Source organism: Tabrizicola fusiformis (assembly GCF_013328815.1).
In the GTDB taxonomy this organism is placed as follows: domain Bacteria; phylum Pseudomonadota; class Alphaproteobacteria; order Rhodobacterales; family Rhodobacteraceae; genus Fuscibacter.
Genome location: NZ_JABUHN010000006.1, coordinates 70548 through 86747, shown reverse-complemented (window position 1 = coordinate 86747; position 16200 = coordinate 70548). Strand labels below are relative to the sequence as shown.

Annotated in this window: 16 protein-coding genes; 13 read left to right on the top strand and 3 right to left on the bottom strand. The window is 64.9% G+C overall.

All coding sequences use genetic code 11. The features are described 5' to 3' along the window. Positions 1–24: 24 nt before the first annotated feature. From HS053_RS10985 to HS053_RS10970, 4 genes are all read left to right on the top strand, one after another. Entirely contained in the window at positions 25–501 is a 477-nt protein-coding gene (locus tag HS053_RS10985) for a (2Fe-2S)-binding protein (protein ID WP_174211292.1), read from the top strand. Between the two features lie 9 nt (positions 502–510). Continuing rightward, positions 511–2889, top strand: a complete 2379-nt coding sequence (locus HS053_RS10980; protein WP_174211291.1) for a xanthine dehydrogenase family protein molybdopterin-binding subunit — start codon at positions 511–513, stop codon at positions 2887–2889. Positions 2890–2899: 10 nt separating this feature from the next. After that, the gene (locus tag HS053_RS10975; RefSeq protein WP_174211290.1) at positions 2900–3688 is read left to right on the top strand and encodes an FAD binding domain-containing protein; all 789 of its coding nucleotides are present in this window, start codon (positions 2900–2902) and stop codon (positions 3686–3688) included. Between the two features lie 187 nt (positions 3689–3875). Further along, positions 3876–4460, top strand: coding sequence for an HNH endonuclease (locus tag HS053_RS10970; RefSeq protein WP_174211482.1), 585 nt, complete (start codon positions 3876–3878; stop codon positions 4458–4460). Positions 4461–4466: 6 nt separating this feature from the next. Here HS053_RS10970 and HS053_RS10965 read toward each other — a convergent pair whose 3' ends face one another. Then, positions 4467–4784, bottom strand: a complete 318-nt coding sequence (locus HS053_RS10965; protein WP_174211289.1) for a DUF6476 family protein — start codon at positions 4782–4784, stop codon at positions 4467–4469. On the opposite strand from HS053_RS10965, the gene HS053_RS10960 reads away from it, so the two are divergent. From HS053_RS10960 to HS053_RS10925, 8 genes are all read left to right on the top strand, one after another. Next, the gene (locus tag HS053_RS10960; RefSeq protein ID WP_174211288.1) at positions 4783–5859 is read left to right on the top strand and encodes an RluA family pseudouridine synthase; all 1077 of its coding nucleotides are present in this window, start codon (positions 4783–4785) and stop codon (positions 5857–5859) included. The two genes, HS053_RS10965 and HS053_RS10960, sit on opposite strands and share 2 nt — an antisense overlap. A gap of 233 nt (positions 5860–6092) precedes the next feature. Further along, positions 6093–6989 (top strand): RNA polymerase sigma factor RpoH, encoded by an 897-nt coding sequence (gene rpoH / locus HS053_RS10955; RefSeq protein ID WP_174211287.1) that lies wholly within the window; start codon positions 6093–6095, stop codon positions 6987–6989. Between the two features lie 77 nt (positions 6990–7066). Then, a complete protein-coding gene (locus HS053_RS10950) occupies positions 7067–7471 on the top strand; it encodes a hypothetical protein (protein ID WP_174211286.1) in 405 nt (134 codons plus the stop codon). Between the two features lie 82 nt (positions 7472–7553). Continuing rightward, positions 7554–8246: a phosphatidylserine decarboxylase gene (locus HS053_RS10945; RefSeq protein WP_174211285.1), complete on the top strand. Its 693-nt coding sequence runs from the start codon at positions 7554–7556 to the stop codon at positions 8244–8246. Between the two features lie 3 nt (positions 8247–8249). Next, positions 8250–9062 (top strand): CDP-alcohol phosphatidyltransferase family protein, encoded by an 813-nt coding sequence (locus HS053_RS10940; protein ID WP_241699822.1) that lies wholly within the window; start codon positions 8250–8252, stop codon positions 9060–9062. Positions 9063–9117: 55 nt separating this feature from the next. Beyond that, on the top strand, positions 9118–10107 hold the full coding sequence (locus HS053_RS10935) for a Gfo/Idh/MocA family protein (RefSeq protein ID WP_174211284.1): 990 nt from the start codon (positions 9118–9120) through the stop codon (positions 10105–10107). Then, positions 10104–11057: a capsular polysaccharide export protein, LipB/KpsS family gene (locus tag HS053_RS10930; RefSeq protein ID WP_174211283.1), complete on the top strand. Its 954-nt coding sequence runs from the start codon at positions 10104–10106 to the stop codon at positions 11055–11057. Before HS053_RS10935 ends, HS053_RS10930 begins: the two co-directional genes overlap by 4 nt. 66 nt (positions 11058–11123) lie before the next feature. Continuing rightward, positions 11124–11396, top strand: coding sequence for a DUF4389 domain-containing protein (locus tag HS053_RS10925; RefSeq protein WP_174211282.1), 273 nt, complete (start codon positions 11124–11126; stop codon positions 11394–11396). Here HS053_RS10925 and HS053_RS10920 read toward each other — a convergent pair whose 3' ends face one another. Together HS053_RS10920 and HS053_RS10915 are read right to left on the bottom strand one after the other, a co-directional pair. After that, positions 11397–12575: a dipeptidase gene (locus tag HS053_RS10920; protein ID WP_174211281.1), complete on the bottom strand. Its 1179-nt coding sequence runs from the start codon at positions 12573–12575 to the stop codon at positions 11397–11399. It lies immediately after the preceding gene. A 190-nt stretch (positions 12576–12765) separates the two neighbouring features. Then, entirely contained in the window at positions 12766–14601 is a 1836-nt protein-coding gene (locus tag HS053_RS10915) for a M3 family oligoendopeptidase (RefSeq protein WP_174211280.1), read from the bottom strand. Between the two features lie 181 nt (positions 14602–14782). Here HS053_RS10915 and HS053_RS10910 point away from each other — a divergent pair, with 181 nt between their 5' ends. Next, positions 14783–16195: a circularly permuted type 2 ATP-grasp protein gene (locus HS053_RS10910; protein WP_174211279.1), complete on the top strand. Its 1413-nt coding sequence runs from the start codon at positions 14783–14785 to the stop codon at positions 16193–16195. The last annotated feature ends 5 nt before the right edge of the window (positions 16196–16200 follow it).

Here is a 16200-nt window from a genome sequence, read left to right as displayed (position 1 = left end):
CAGGGAAATCCAAGGGAGGAAACTATGACGAAAGTCTCGATGACCGTGAACGGCAAAGCCGTCTCGGCCGAGGCAGAGGGCCGCACGCTGCTTTCTGCCTATCTGCGCGAGGGGCTGGGCCTGACCGGCACCCATGTCGGCTGCGACACCTCGCAATGCGGCGCCTGCGTGGTGCATGTCGATGGCAAGGCCGTCAAATCCTGCACCGTCTTTGCCATGGATGTGGCGGGGGCTTCGGTCACGACCATCGAAGGCATGGCCAACCCGGATGGCAGCCTTGGCGTGATCCAGCAGGCGTTTCAGGACCATCACGGCCTGCAATGCGGCTTCTGCACGCCCGGCATGGTGATGTCGTCGGCCGCCCTTCTGGCCGCCAATCCGCATCCGACCGAAGCGGAAGTGCGCCACGGGCTGGAGGGCAACATCTGCCGCTGCACCGGCTATCACAACATCGTCAAGGCGGTGCTGGCTGCGTCCGGCCAGACCGTCGCCGCGGAATAGGGGAATCAGATGCCGAAGGATCACGGAATTGGCGCCTCGTCCAAGCGCCGCGAAGATGTCCGCTTTCTGACCGGGAAGGGCGTCTATACCGACGACCTCGCGCTGCATGGCCAGACCTATGCGGTCTTTGTCCGCTCGACCGTCGCCCATGGCCGCATCAAGGCCATCAACACCGCCAATGCCGCCGCCATGCCCGGCGTGCTGGCGGTTTTCACGGGTGAGGATTTCAAGGATGTCGGCGGCAACCCGGCGGGCTGGCTGATCAACAGCCGCGACGGCACCCCGATGCGCGAGCCGAAACGCCCGGTTCTGGCCCATGGCAAGGTGCGTCATGTTGGTGATGCCTATGCCGCCGTGGTGGCCGAAACCTATAATCAGGCCAAGGATGCCGCACAGCAACTGGCCGACGATACGGACATTGAAGAACTGCCCGCCATCATCGACATGAAGGCGGCGGCGGCAGATGCCTCCAACCGGGTGCATGACGAAATCCCCGACAACCTCTGCTTTGACTGGGGCTGGATCGAGGACAACCGCGCCACGGTGGAAGAGGTCTTCAGGACCGCACCGCATGTCACCACGCTGGAACTGGTGAACAACCGCCTTGTGCCGAACGCCATGGAACCGCGCGCCAGCATTGGCGAGTATTTCCCCGGCACCGGCGATTACAAGCTGACCACCACCAGCCAGAACCCGCACCTGACGCGGCTTCTGGTCGCGGCCTTCGTGATGGGCATTCCCGAAAACAAGCTGACCGTGGTGGCGCCCGATGTGGGCGGCGGCTTTGGCTCCAAGATCTACCACTATGGCGAAGAGGCGCTGGTTCTGGCGGCGGCGAAGAAGCTGGCCCGCCCGGTGCGCTGGACGGCGGAACGGTCGGAAAGCTTCCTCTCCGATGCCCATGGCCGCGACCATGTGACCAAGATCGAACTGGCCTGCGAAAAGGACGGCACCTTCCTCGCCTTCCGCACGGAAACCTATGCCAATGTCGGCGCCTATCTGTCGAATTTCTCGACCGCGACGCCGACCTTCCTGCATGGCACGCTGATGGCCGGGCCCTACAAGGTGCCGAATGTCTATGTGAACGTGAAGACCGTCTTCACCAACACCGCACCCGTTGACGCCTATCGCGGCGCGGGCCGCCCCGAGGCGACCTTCAGCCTGGAGCGGGTGATCGACAAGATGTGCCGCGAGCTGGGGCTGGATGCCTTCGAGGTGCGGCGCAAGAACTTCCTGACGCCGGATCAGTTCCCCTATACCACCCCGGTCGGGCTGGTCTATGACACCGGCAACTATCAGGCAACGCTGGAAAAAGCCATCGAGATGGCCGATGTCGCGGGCTTTGGCGCGCGGGTCGCGGCCTCCAAGGCGCGGGGCAAGCTGCGCGGGCTTGGGCTTTCCACCTGGATCGAGGCTTGCGGCATCGCGCCCTCGCATCTGGTGGGGGTGCTGGGCAGCCGGGTCGGGCTTTACGATGCGGCGACGGTGCGGGTGAATGCCACCGGCAATATCAGTGTGATGGTCGGCGCCCACAGCCACGGGCAGGGGCATGAGACGGTCTTTGCCCAGATCGTGGCGGAAAAGCTGGGCATCCCCGAATCCTCGGTGGAAATCGTCCATGGCGACACGTCCAAGATCCCGTTCGGCATGGGCTCTTACGGCTCGCGCAGCCTTGCCGTCTGCGGCACGGCCATGACCAAGGCCGTGGACAAGATCGTGGCCAAGGGCAAGAAGATCGCGGCCCATATGCTTGAGGCATCCGAAGGCGACATCACCTTTGAGGATGGCAAGTTCAGCGTGGCGGGCACCGACAAGGCGAAAACCTTCGGCGAAATCGCCTTCTCGGCCTATGTGCCGCACAACTACCCGCTGGAAACGCTGGAGCCCGGGCTGGAGGAAACGGCCTTCTACGATCCGGCCAACTTCACCTATCCCGCCGGCGCCTATCTGTGCGAGGTTGAGGTGGACGAAGGCACCGGCAAGGTGGATGTGGTCGCCTTCCATTGCGCCGACGACTTCGGCAATGTGATGAACCCGATGATCGTTGAAGGTCAGGTTCATGGCGGCGTGGGGCAGGGTATCGGGCAGGCTTTGTGCGAAAGCACCACCTATGACGAAACCGGGCAGCTTCTGACCGGCTCGTATATGGATTATGCCATGCCGCGCGCCGATGACGTGCCGTTCTACAACGTTGACTACTCGTGCCAGACGCCCTGCACCCACAACCCCTTGGGCGTGAAAGGCTGCGGCGAGGCGGGGGCCATCGGCTCGCCCCCCGCTGTGGTCAATGCGGTGATCGACGCGCTGCACCGCGGCGGCCACACCCACGTCACACATATCGACATGCCCGTCTCGCCCAACCGGGTGTGGCAGGCGATCAACGGATAGGGAGGCAGCCATGCACAATTTCGACTTCGTGAAACCCGCCTCGCTGGATGAAGCGGTCAAGGCCCTGTCGGCCGAGGGGGCGCAGGCCCTGTCGGGCGGGCAGACCCTGATGCCGACCATGAAACAGCGGCTTGCCGCGCCGGATGTTCTGGTCTCGCTGACCGGGATTGCCGCGCTCAAGGGCGTCTCGGGCCGCGCCGGAGCCAGTGTCACGGTGGGGGCGGCCACGCCCCATGCCGTGGTCGCGGCCGAAGCGCGGGCCTTCTATCCTGCGCTGGCGGCGCTTGCGGGCGGCATCGGCGACCCGGCGGTGCGCAACCGCGGCACCATCGGCGGCAGCTTGGCCAACAATGACCCGGCGGCCTGCTATCCCGCCGCCGTGCTGGCTTCGGGGGCGACGATCACCACCAGCCGGCGCGATATTGCGGCGGACGACTATTTCCAGGGTCTGTTCTCGACCGCACTGGAAGAGGGTGAGATCATCACCGGCGTCACCTTCCCCATCCCGCAGAAGGCCGCCTATGTGAAGTTCAACCAGCCCGCCAGCCGCTTTGCCCTGACCGGGGTTTTCGTGGCGAAATATGCCGATGGCGTGCGGGTGGCGGTTACCGGCGCCTCGAACAATGGCGTCTTCCGCTGGTCGGATGCCGAAGCGGCGTTGAGTGCCGATTTCAGCGCTGGCGCCCTTGCGGGCCTGACCGTGGATGACAGCGAGATGATTGCCGATCTGCACGGATCGGCGGCCTACCGCGCCAATCTGGTCAAGGTTCTGACCGGGCGGGCCGTCGCCGCTGCCTGAGAATGCGACAAAAGGCAAAGGCCCCGGGGCAATCCGGGGCCTTTGTCATTGACCCGTCACCCGAATCCGCCATCCTGTCAAAGATGCAGGGGCTTGCCAGCGCGCGATCCCCAGATATAGTCAGCGCATCGGGGCGGCCCCCGCCCTGATGCCATCGGCAGCGGGCGAAGGCGAGGTTTCGAGCGGTATGGACGGCGATTTCAGAACCCATTTCGTGCGCGATCCCGCGGCGCTGAAGCAATTCCCCGCGCTGGTGCTGAATGCGGATTACCGCCCGCTCAGTTACTATCCGCTCAGTCTCTGGCCCTGGCAGGAGGCGATCAAGGCGGCGGTGCTGGACAGGGTGCAGATCGTCGCGGAATATGACCATGTGGTGCGCAGCCAGAGGCAAGAGTTCCGCATACCTTCGGTCGTCGTGCTGAAAGATTACGTCAAACCCCAGAAGCGCGTGGCTTTCACGCGCTTCAATCTTTTTCTGCGCGACGAATTCTGCTGCCAATATTGCGGCTCGCGCGGGGATCTGACCTTTGACCATGTGCTGCCCCGGGCGCGGGGCGGCATCACATCCTGGGAAAACGTGGTGGCGGCCTGTTCGCCCTGCAACCTGCGCAAAGGCTCCAAGACGCTGCGGCAGGCCGGGATGCACCTTGCCCGCCCGCCCCGCGCCCCCTCGGCCGAAGAGATGCAGGCGCATGGCCGCCGCTTCCCGCCGAACCATCTGCATGAAAGCTGGATGGACTACCTTTACTGGGACGCCGAACTCGACGCCTGACGCCGCTCAGGGCGCCTTCGGCAGGTCCACCTTCACCTCTTGCAAGAGCCGTCCGTCGGCGGTCAGGAAGATCAGGATGCGGTTGTCTTCGGTGACCACCGCCACCCATCCCGTGCCCAGCGTCACCGCCGCCGGAACCGCGCCTTCGGGCAGGGCCAGCCCCTCGGGCAGGCGGGGGGCGGCGTTCGGGTCGGGCAGGCGGGTGACAAGCAGCGTCACGACCGTTATGAGGCCCGCAATCATGGTGATCATCAGGATGATGACCAGAGCTTTGAGAAAGCGCAGCGCGGGCGGCAATCCCTCTGCGTCGGGGGTATCGGACATGGCGGGGCCTGTGGTTGACGAGGACGTGGCAGACGACGAAGGCGGGGCCTTTGGCGGCGTGGGGGCGGTGATCCGCGTCACGCTGGGCGAGGATGCCCCCGCCCGCCTTGATAAGGCGCTTGCGGCGGCGGTGCCAGAGGAAGCGGCACTGTCACGCTCGCGTCTGATGCGGATGATCGCCGAAGGCGCGGTTTCGCTGGCCGGGGTTGCGGTGACTGACCCCAAGGCGCGCGCCCTGCCGGGCGAGGTTTATGACCTGCGCCTCGCCCCCGCGGTCGAGGTAGAGACGCTGGCCGAAGACATTCCCCTCTCGGTGATCTGGGAGGATGGCGACCTGATCGTGATCAACAAGCCTGCGGGCATGGTGGTGCATCCCGCCCCCGGCAGTCCGCGCGGCACGCTGGTCAATGCGCTGCTGGCCCATTGCGGCGACACGCTTTCGGGGATCGGCGGCGAACGGCGGCCGGGCATCGTTCACCGCATCGACAAGGACACCACCGGCCTTCTGGTGGTGGCGAAATCCGACCGGGCGCATCATGGGCTGGCCGCCCAGTTCGAGGCGCATTCGGTGGACCGCCATTACCTTGCGCTGGTCCATGGCGTGCCCTCGGCGCATGACCCCCGCCTGCGCGGCCTGCGCGGCATCAGTTTTGAAGCGGCGGGGCTGATCCGCATTGCCACCAACCTTGCCCGCCACAAGACCGACCGTCAGCGGCAGGCCGTGATCTGGGAGGCCGGGCGCCATGCCGTGACGCGGGCGAAGGTGCTGGAAAGCTATGCCGGGGCGGCGGCGCTGGTGGAATGCCGTCTGGAAACCGGGCGCACGCATCAAATCCGGGTGCATATGGCCTATGCCGGGCATGGATTGCTGGGCGATCAAACCTATGGCGGCAAGCGGCGGCTGGCCGATAAGCTGCTAGGCCCCGCCGCGGCCTTGGGCAATGACTTTCCCCGGCAGGCGCTGCACGCGGCCAGCCTTGGGTTCGATCATCCTGTGACGGGGGAGCGGCTGGAGTTTCAGGCGCCGCTGCCTGCCGACATGGCGGCGCTGGTGGCGGCGCTGCGCGCGGTCTGACCGCGCGTTTGCGTGGTGTTTTTCGGCCGCACACGATGTTTCTGCGCGATCACGCACAGCCACAGTGCCGTGATCGCGCTGACATAGGGCTTTCCCTGCGACGGAACCCGGTTCATCCTTCGTTTACGGCAGTATGATAGCGCCACCACTTGAACACCGGCGCCGTGATACTTAGCTGAACCATTCTTCCCGGGGGCCGCTGACGGACCCGGGATCAGGAAAAGGGGGCGAAATTGAGCACCTATGCAAATCTGCCTGCACCCAGCCCGGAACAGGGGCTGAACCGTTACATGCAGGAAATCCGCAAGTTCCCGCTGTTGGAACCGGAAGAGGAATACATGCTGGCCAAGGCTTGGGCCGACCGGCAGGACAGCAAGGCGGCGCACCGTCTGGTGACCAGCCACCTGCGTCTGGCGGCCAAGATTGCCATGGGCTATCGCGGCTATGGCCTGCCGCAGGCCGAGGTGATTTCCGAAGCGAACGTCGGCCTGATGCAGGCGGTCAAGCGGTTTGACCCGGAAAAGGGTTTCCGGCTGGCCACCTATGCGATGTGGTGGATCCGCGCGAGCATTCAGGAATATATCCTGCGCTCGTGGTCCTTGGTGAAGCTGGGCACCACTTCGGCCCAGAAAAAGCTGTTCTTCAACCTGCGCAAGGCAAAGGCCAAGGTCGGCGCGCTGGAAGAGGGCGATCTGCGGCCCGAGAATGTCGCCCGCATCGCCAAGGATCTTTCGGTGACCGAACAGGAGGTTATCGACATGAACCGCCGTCTGGCCGGTTCCGATGCCTCGCTGAACGCCACCGTCGGCAGCGACGGCGAAGGGGCGACGCAATGGCAGGATTGGCTGGAAGACGAAGACAGCGATCAGGCCGGCGATTATGAAGCCCGGGATGAGTTCGAGACCCGCCACGCCCTGCTGGTGCAGGCGATGGCCGTGCTGAACGACCGCGAGAAGGATGTGCTGGCCAAGCGCCGTCTGGCGGATGAGCCGGTGACGCTGGAAGACCTCTCTGCCAGTTATGGCGTCAGCCGCGAGCGGATCCGCCAGATCGAGGTGCGGGCCTTTGAAAAGCTGCAGGAACGGATGCGCGAACTTGCCAAGGGCAAGGGGCTGGCGGTTCCGGCCTGATCTGACGGGTTTTGTCATTTGCCCTTGGGGCAGGGGGGCGGCAGGGTGATCCTGCCGCCCTTTGCATTCGGTGCCCCATGTCTCGCGCCCCTTATCGCCCCTCATACCGCCTTCTGCCGCTGCTTCTCCTGCTTGCTGCCTGTGTCGGCAATGCCGGTGCCGCCCGCATCCCCGATCTGCTCTCGGGCCGCACGGTGATCTTCGGACCCGAGGGTTCGACCCGCGATGATACCTTCTGGCAAAGCTGGAGCGCCGACGGGCGCACCCAAACCGGCGGGCCAGGGTTGTTTCACGAAAAAACCGGGCGCTGGCAGGTGCAGGATGGCCGCTATTGCGAGATTTTCGGCGTTTCCACCGAATGGAGCTGCTGGCGCATCACCCTGACCGAGGGCGGCCAGCATATAAGGTTCTGGGAAATTCCGGGCGATGTCGGTGATCTTATCCTCTTTCACAAGGATATGGAGGGCTTCTTCGCGCCCTGATCCCGCCCCCACGGCCTTTTCATTTGCCCCGCCCCGGCCTTCCCGCTAGGACCAGCGAAAACAACCCGGGGGCGCGACGCCGATGACCATGCTTGGAACATTCCTCAAACCGATGCACCCCGAGGGCTGGCGCTTTGTCGGCGTCTTTGCGGCGGCGACGGTGGTTCTGTTCCTGATCTGGGCGCCTTTGGGCTGGCTGGGCGTCGGGTTGACCGTCTGGTGCTATTACTTCTTCCGCGACCCCAAACGGTCGGTGCCGCTGACGCCGGGGCTGGTGGTTTCGCCGGCCGATGGCGTGGTTTCGCTGATCGAACGCGCGGTGCCGCCGCAGGAGCTGGGCCTTGGTCCGGCGGCGCTGACGCGGGTTTCGGTCTTCATGTCGGTGTTCAACTGCCATGTGAACCGCCTGCCCGCCGAGGGCCGGATCACCGCCGTCGCCTACCGGCCCGGCAAGTTCCTGAACGCGTCGCTCGACAAGGCCAGCGTGGACAACGAACGCAACGCGCTGGCCATCGAGCTGGTGGACGGGCGCCAGATTGCCGTGGTGCAGATCGCGGGACTTGTGGCGCGGCGCATCCTGTGCTGGGCCAAGCCGGGGCAGGAAATGCGCCGGGGCGAACGGTTCGGCCTGATCCGCTTCGGCTCGCGGCTTGACGTTTATCTGCCCGACGGGGTGGAGCCGCAGGTTGCCCTTGGCCAGACGATGATCGCCGGCGAAACCGTGCTGGCGCGGCTGGACGATACCGGGCCGATCTGGCTCGCACGGACGGAGTAGGCGATGGACGCGCCTGACCCGCAAAGCGCCGAACCGCAAGAGGGCGCCGAACCGCAGACCCGCCCCGCCCGTGCCCGCTGGGCCATGGCGCCGCGCCGCGACATGCCGCTGGTGCAGCTTTTGCCCAATCTGATGACAGTGGCCGCGCTTTGTGCCGGGCTTCTGGCAATCCGTCTGGCGGCGCGCGGCGATTATGCCAATGCGGTGGCGCTGATCATCGTGGCGGCGGTGCTGGACGGGTTGGATGGCCGCCTTGCGCGGTTCCTGAAAAGCGAAAGCCCGATTGGTGCCGAACTCGACTCGCTGGCGGATTTTCTGAACTTCGGTGTGGCGCCGGGGCTGATCATCTCGTTCTGGGCCTTTCCGGCGGCGGCCGATCTGGGCTGGGGTGCGGCGATGATCTATGTCGTCTGCTGTGTGCTGCGGCTGGCGCGATTCAATGTCGGCAATGAGGTGGCGGCAGGTCTGGCGCGTCTGGGCAAGTTTCAGGGCGTGCCCTCGCCCGCCGGGGCCATGCTGGTGATGCTGCCGCTTTATGTCGCCTTTCTCTGGCCTGACGCGCCGCGCCTGCCGGAAATCGCGCTGTCGCTCTGGCTGGTGGGTGTCGGGTTCCTGATGATCAGCCGGATGGCGACGCCCTCGCTCAAATCGGTGCGCGTCCCGACCGAGCGTGCGTCGTTCGTGCTGGTGGCGGGGGTGGCGCTGGTGGTGATCCTCTTGCGCTATCCATGGGCGGCGCTGACCACGATCAGCCTGGCCTATCTGGCGGTGCTGGCGGTCACCGGCTTTGCCCAGTTGCGGCGGTCGCGCGGTTGACCCTGCGCGCGGCGGGGCCTAAGGTCTTGTTTGCGCTATCATCAGGGGGAATGCCATGAAGCCGGTCAAATGGGGTGTGCTGGGGGCCGCCAATTTCGCACGTCATCACATGGCGCCCGCAATCCATGTCGCCAAAGGGGCGGAGCTTTATGCGCTGGCGACATCAGACCCGGAAAAGGCGAAGGGGTTCAAGGACTTCTGCCCGGGCCTCAAACTGCATTCCGGCTATGACGCCCTGCTGGCCGACCCGGAAGTGGAGGCGGTCTATGTGCCGCTGCCCAACCATCTGCATGTGGAATGGAGCCTGAAGGCCCTTGCGGCGGGCAAGCATGTGCTGACGGAAAAGCCCGTCGCCCTGCACGCGCCCGAGGTGGATGCCCTGATCGCGGCGCGCGACAAGGCCGGGCGTTTTGCCACCGAAGCCTTCATGATCGTGCAGCACCCGCAATGGCAAAAGGCACGCGACTGGCTCGCCATGGGCGAGATCGGCACGCTGCGCCATGTCGATGCGCAATTCTCGTTCCACCTGACCGACATGGACAATATCCGCAACCGCCCCGAGACCGGCGGCGGCAGCCTGTATGACATTGGCGTCTATACCTTTGGCTCTGCCCGCTGGGTGACCGGCGCCGAACCCGAGGTGTTGCAGGCACAAATCCGGCGCGAAAACGGGGTGGAGGTTTTCGCGCAGGTTTCCGGCGTCATGGCCGGGGGCGGCCACCGCTTTACCTATGCCTCGATGACCTCGATGCGGCTTTACAACCGGCAATGCGTCACCTTCCAGGGTGACAAGGGGATGATCCGGCTTGAGGGCGGCTGTTTCAACGCCAATGTCAACGACATGGCCGAGGTGGAACTGCATCGCGGTGGCCATGCCGTGCTGACCGAACGCTACCCGGCGGCCAACCACTATGTCTTGCAGGTCGAGGCGTTTGGCCGCCATATCCGCGAGGGCGCCGCCTATCCTTGGACGCTGGAAGATGCGCGCAGCTCGCTGGCGATGATCGACGCGGCCTATGCCGCCGCGACCGAGATCGCCATTTGAACGAAGCCGTCACGCTGCATATCCCCGGTTCGGTTCTGGCCGATCCCGGGGCGATGCGGCGGCTCTGGGGGCCTTTGCGCGACGGGCTGGCGGCGCTGGGTCTGCGGGTCGAGGCCCGGGTGCATCGGCGCGAGACGGTGCCGGTGCAGATCGCGGCGGATGGCGGCTTTCACCTGATTGACCATGGCGGCCAGCCGCATCCGCGGGCGCTGATCCTCGGGTCCGCCTATATCGCGCCCTGGCATTACTGCGACCCGCGCGGCATCCGGGCGATTTCCACCATCGGCGACCTGACCTTTGACCCGGACACGGTGCCCGAGGCCCGGGCAGCGGCCTTTCAGGCCGAGCTTTACCGCAATCTCGTCATCCGCCGCCGCTCGCGCTATTTTCAGCCGGAAGAGCGGATGGAGGTGCCCCCCGGCTGCATCGCCGTCTTTTTGCAGACCGAGGCGCATCGCGGCGTGGCCGAAACCTGCCATCTGCGGCTGCGCCCGATGATCAAGGCGCTTCTGGCGCGCGACGATCCGCGGCCCATCGTGGTCAAACCGCATCCGCGCGATACCGATATCGACACTTTCGACTGGCTGGCGCGCAAGGCACGGCGCGACGGGCGGTTGCGGATCATCCCCGCCAATATCCACGACATTCTGGCGGCCTGCGCCGTGGTGGTCACTATCAATTCCGCCGTCGGGATCGAGGCGATGGTGCATGGCAAGCCGGTGGTCCTGTGCGGTCATGCCGATTTCCACCACGCCTGCGTCACGGTCCGCCAGGCGGATGAAATGGATGCGGCAATTGCCCATGCGCAGGCGGCAGACTGGCCCCATGCGCGTTATCTGTCGTGGTTCTATCAGGACCATTGCCTTGATCCGCGCCGGCGCGATCTGGCGCAGGCGGTTCTCGCCCGGATCGCCGCGACCGGATATGACCTGCGGCATCTCGGCGTGTAAGCTGCACTTGTGCGCAGGGCTGCCTCGCCCCATGTTCAGGGCCCGCACTGCATCAGGAGGCCAGAAATGTCTGATCAATCCATGCCAAGCCCCAGCCGCAAACCGATCTGGCTGCGCGGGCTCTGGATACTGGTCATGGCCGTTCTGGCCGGTTTCGCCCTGACCGTGCTGCATGTGGTGACGCTGTTGCAGTTCATCCTGATGCTGACCGATGGCGGCAAGCCCAATCCGCAGATCGCTGCCTTCGGCCGCTCGCTGGCCGGTTGGCTGGGCAAGGCCGCCCGGTTCCAGACCGGCGATACCGAGGACAAGCCTTGGCCCTGGTCGCCGCTCGACTGATCAGGGCAGGGTTTCGCCCAGATAGCGCATCATGTTGCCGCCCATCACGGCGGCAATGGTCGCCTCGGGCAGGCCCTTGTCCATCAAGGCCTGCGTCAGGCTGGCAAGCTGGCTGGAATCGAGCGGCGTGGTCACCGCGCCGTCGAAATCGGACCCAAGGCTGACCGCATCGGGGCCCAGCAGGGCAACCGCCGCCGCAATGCTGTCGGCGATGGCGGCAACGCTGGTGCCGCAGGTCACCTCTTCCCAATAGCCGATGCCGACCACGCCGCCCTTGGCCGCCACCGCCTGCAGGATGTCATCGGCAAAGTTGCGCTGCGTGGCGCAATGCGAATGCACGCCGGTATGGCTGACGATGGGCCGCGCGCCGGGCGTGGCCAGCACCTCGCGCGCCATGGCCGGCGAGGAGTGGGCAAGGTCGATGATCATGTGCCGCGCGATCAGGTAATCCACCGCCTGCCGCCCGAAATCGGTTAGGCCGGCGCCTTGGGTTCCCGCCTCGCCATGCAGGCTGCCGCCCAATTCGTTGTCAAAGAAATGCGTCAGCCCGATCAGGCGGAACCCCGCGTCATACATCCGGTCCAGATTGGCCAGATCGCCTTCAAAGGCATGGCCGCCCTCGGCGCCAAGGATGCCGCCCACCACCGTGGCCCCCGCCGCCCGGTCGGCCAGCAACTGCGCCAGATCGTCCCGGGTCAGGATCAGGCGCAACTCCTCCGGCGCCGCCTCGGCTGTGGCGCGCAACTGCGCCGCCTGATCCAGCGCGCGTTCGGTCAGGCTGAACCATGTGCGGGGCGGACGCGCCTCGGCCAGCATCAGCAAGGTGATGTCATCCGACGCTTCGGCTGAGTTGTGTTCGTAATTTAGGCCCGAGGGGGATTTGGTGACGGTGGTGAACACTTGCACCGCCACATTGCCCTCGCGCAGCCGGGGCAGATCGACATGGCCGCGGTCGGACCGCTGTCGCAGGTCGCGGTCCCAGAGCAGCGCGTCCGAATGCCAGTCGCCGATCACCAGCCCCTTGTGCAGCGCCAGTGCCGCCGCCGATGGTGCGGGCGCACCGGGCAGGGTGGCGTTCTGGCCCTTCTCGACGATTCCGGGCGCAAGGGCAAAGAACCCCGTCGCCGCAGCCGCCAGAACCACCACCGCCCCGATTGCTGTCTTGCGCTTCCAGCCCATAATACCCCCCGCTTTGCCACAGGCTAGCCGCCCGCCCCGACCGCCGCAAAGCCTGACCTCACGTCACGTCACGCCCGGCCCCGGCGGCGGGCGCTCCGCGGGGGATATTTAAGACCAAGATGAAATGCCGCATTCATCTTGGCCCAAATATCCCCGCCGGAGGCTTCCGAACTCTCCGCCCGCGCGGCGGTCAGTCTTCCATCGCCTCCAGCTCGTCGATGAAGCCCGCGATCATCGACAGGCCCTTGTCCCAGAATTTCGGGTCGCTGGCGTCAAGGCCGAAGGGGGCCAGAAGTTCCTTGTGGTGCTTCGATCCGCCCGCCTTGAGCATGTCGAAATACTTGGTCTGGAAGTCGGGCAGGCCGCCCTCATAGGCGGCATAAAGCGCGTTCACCAGACCGTCGCCGAAGGCATAGGCATAGACGTAGAAGGGCGAGTGGACGAAGTGGGGGATATAGGCCCAGAAGGTTTCATAGCCGTCCATGAAGTCGAACGCATCGCCAAGGCTTTGCGCCTGCACGCTCATCCACAGGGCGTTGATGTCGTCGGGCGTGAGTTCCCCTTCGCGCCGCGCGGCGTGCAGTTTGCATTCGAAATCGTAGAAGGCGATCTGGCGGACGACGGTGTTGATCATGTCCTCGACCTTGCCCGCGAGCAGGGTCTTTTTCTCGGCCGGGGTCTTGGCCTGATCCAAGAGGCGGCGGAAGGTCAGCATCTCGCCGAAAACGCTGGCGGTTTCGGCCAGCGTCAGTGGAGTGGAGGACAAGAGTTCCCCTTGTCCCGCCGCCAGAACCTGATGCACCCCATGGCCGAGTTCGTGGGCCAAAGTCATCACATCGCGCGGTTTTCCAAGGTAGTTCAGCATGACATAGGGGTGAACCGTGGTCACGGTCGGGTGGGCGAAAGCGCCCGGCGCCTTGCCCGGCTTCACGCCCGCGTCGATCCAGCCATCGGTGAAGAAGGGTTTGGCGATGCGGGCCATTTCGGGGTCGAAGGCGGCATAGGCGCCCAGAACCGTCTCGGTCGCTTCGTCCCAGTTCACCACCTTGGGCACCTCAAGCGCCAGGGGCGCGTTGCGGTCCCAGACCTGCAGCCGCTCCAGCCCCATCCATTTCGCCTTCAGCCGGTAGTAGCGGTGCGAGAGCTTGGGATAGGCCGCGACAACCGCATTGCGCAGCGCCTCGACCACCTCGGGCTCGACATGGTTCGACAGGTGGCGGGCATGCTGGGCCGAGGGCATCTTGCGCCAGCGGTCGTCGATTTCCTTCTCTTTCGCCAGAGTGTTGTGAACCCGCGCGAAGAGCTTGATATGTTTGTCAAACACCGCCGCCAGTGCCCGCGCCGCTGCCTCGCGTTTCGTGCGGTCGGGGTCGGTCAGCAGGTTCAGTGTGGATTCAAGGTTCAGCTCTTCCTCTTCGCCGGCGACGGTGAACATCAGCCCCGCCATGGTTTCATCGAAAAGCTTGTTCCAGGCCGAGGCGCCGACCACCGAGGCGTCGTGCAGATAGGTTTCCATCTCATCCGACAATTGGTGCGGGCGCATGGCGCGCATCCGGTCAAAGACGGGTTTGTAGCGCGCCAGATCAGCGTTTTCGGCGTAAAGCCGGGTCAGGTGGTCTTCGTCCAGCCGGTTGAACTCAAGGCTGAAGAACACCATCGGCGTGGTCGCATTGGTGATGCGGTCCTGCATGTCGGCCATGAACTTGGCGCGTTCGCTGTCCATGGTGTTCTGGTAATAGCGCAGTCCGGCATAGGACATCAGGCGGCCTGCGGTGGTCTCGATCATCTCATAGCTGCGCACGCAGGCCAGCAGGCCCTTGGCATCCAGAGTGGCAAGCTGATCCTTGTAGATCGCCTCGAAATTGGTGCCCGAGGTTTCGACATAATCAAGGTCCACCGCCAGCGCCTTGGCGTCGGGGCTTTCGTAAAGGTCGGTCAGATCCCATTCCGGCAGGTTGCCGAAGGAATTGCCGCCGATGCGGGCATCGAACAGCGGGCGGGCGGAAAGCGAACGGGGGAAGGGCATCTCGGAACCTCATGGCTTTTGCAGCATCTAGGGGGTTGGCGGGGGGGGCTGCAAGGGCCGGGGCGTCTTTGCATAAATTCTGTGCAACTGCCCGAAAAGCGTTGTCCTTGCACGGGTCGTCCCTTTACCTTGTCCAAACCGCTTCGTTTACTGGCAGATGAAACGGAAGGGGGGCGGCCGAATGACCACCTATTTCAACGAGATGTATGACGGGGCATCGGTGCGCGCGCCCTATGCGCGGCTGGGGGACTGGACGGCGGCGATGCCCGCCGATCGCAGGCTGGAAAAGCAGGCCGAGGCCGAGGCGCTGTTCCGCCGCATCGGCATCACCTTTGCGGTTTATGGCGAGGGGGGCGACCCCGACCGGCTGATCCCCTTCGACATGTTTCCGCGGGTGTTCACCAACAGCGAATGGGGTAAGCTTGAGCGCGGCATCAAGCAGCGGGCGCGGGCGCTGAATGCGTTCCTCGTCGATGTCTATGGCCGGGCCGAGATCGTGCGTGCGGGCCGCATTCCGGCGAAACTGGTGTTCCAGAATGAGGCATATGAGCGGGCGGTGGCCGGGTTCATCCCGCCCAAGGGGGTGTACTCCCATATCGTCGGCATCGACATCGTGCGCACCGGGCCGACCGATTTCTTCGTGCTTGAGGACAATTGCCGCACCCCTTCGGGCGTGTCCTATATGCTGGAAAGCCGCGAGATGATGATGCGGATGTTCCCCGAACTCTTCCGCGAAAACCGGATCGAGCCGGTGGACCGCTACCCCGAGGTGCTGCGCCGCACGCTGGCCTCGGTCGCCCCGGCCAAATGCGACCGAGAGCCGACAGTGGTGATCCTGACGCCCGGACATTTCAACAGCGCCTATTACGAACACAGCTTCCTGGCCGATCTGATGGGGGTGGAGCTGGTCGAAGGGGCCGACCTCTTCGTCGATGGCGGTTTCGTCTGGATGCGCACCACCGAGGGGCCGAAGCGGGTGGATGTGATCTACCGGCGGATCGACGACGCCTTCATTGATCCTTTGTGCTTCCGCCCGGATTCCATGCTGGGCGTGCCGGGGCTGATGGATGTCTACCGCTCGGGCGGGGTCAGCATCTGTTCGGCGCCGGGGGCCGGGGTGGCCGATGACAAGGCGATCTATACCTATGTGCCGGAAATGGTGCGGTTTTATCTGGGTGAAGAGCCGATCCTGCAAAATGTGCCCACATGGAAATGCGGGGCCGCGGATGACCTGAAACATGTTCTGGCGAACCTTGGCGATCTGGTGGTGAAAGAGGTCCATGGCTCGGGCGGCTATGGCATGTTGGTCGGCCCGAAATCCACCAAGGCCGAGATCGAGGAATTCCGCGAACGGATCAAGGCCGACCCCGAGAATTACATCGCCCAGCCGACGCTGGCCCTGTCCACCACGCCGACCTTTGTCGAAGAGGGCATCGCGCCCCGCCATGTGGACTTGCGGCCCTACTGCCTTGTGGGCGAGCGGATCGAACTGGTGCCCGGCGGGCTGACGCGGGTGGCGCTGCGCGAGGGCAGCCTTGTGGTGAACTCGTCGCAGGGCGGGGGCGTCAAGGATACCTGGGTTCTGGCGGAGTAACGGAC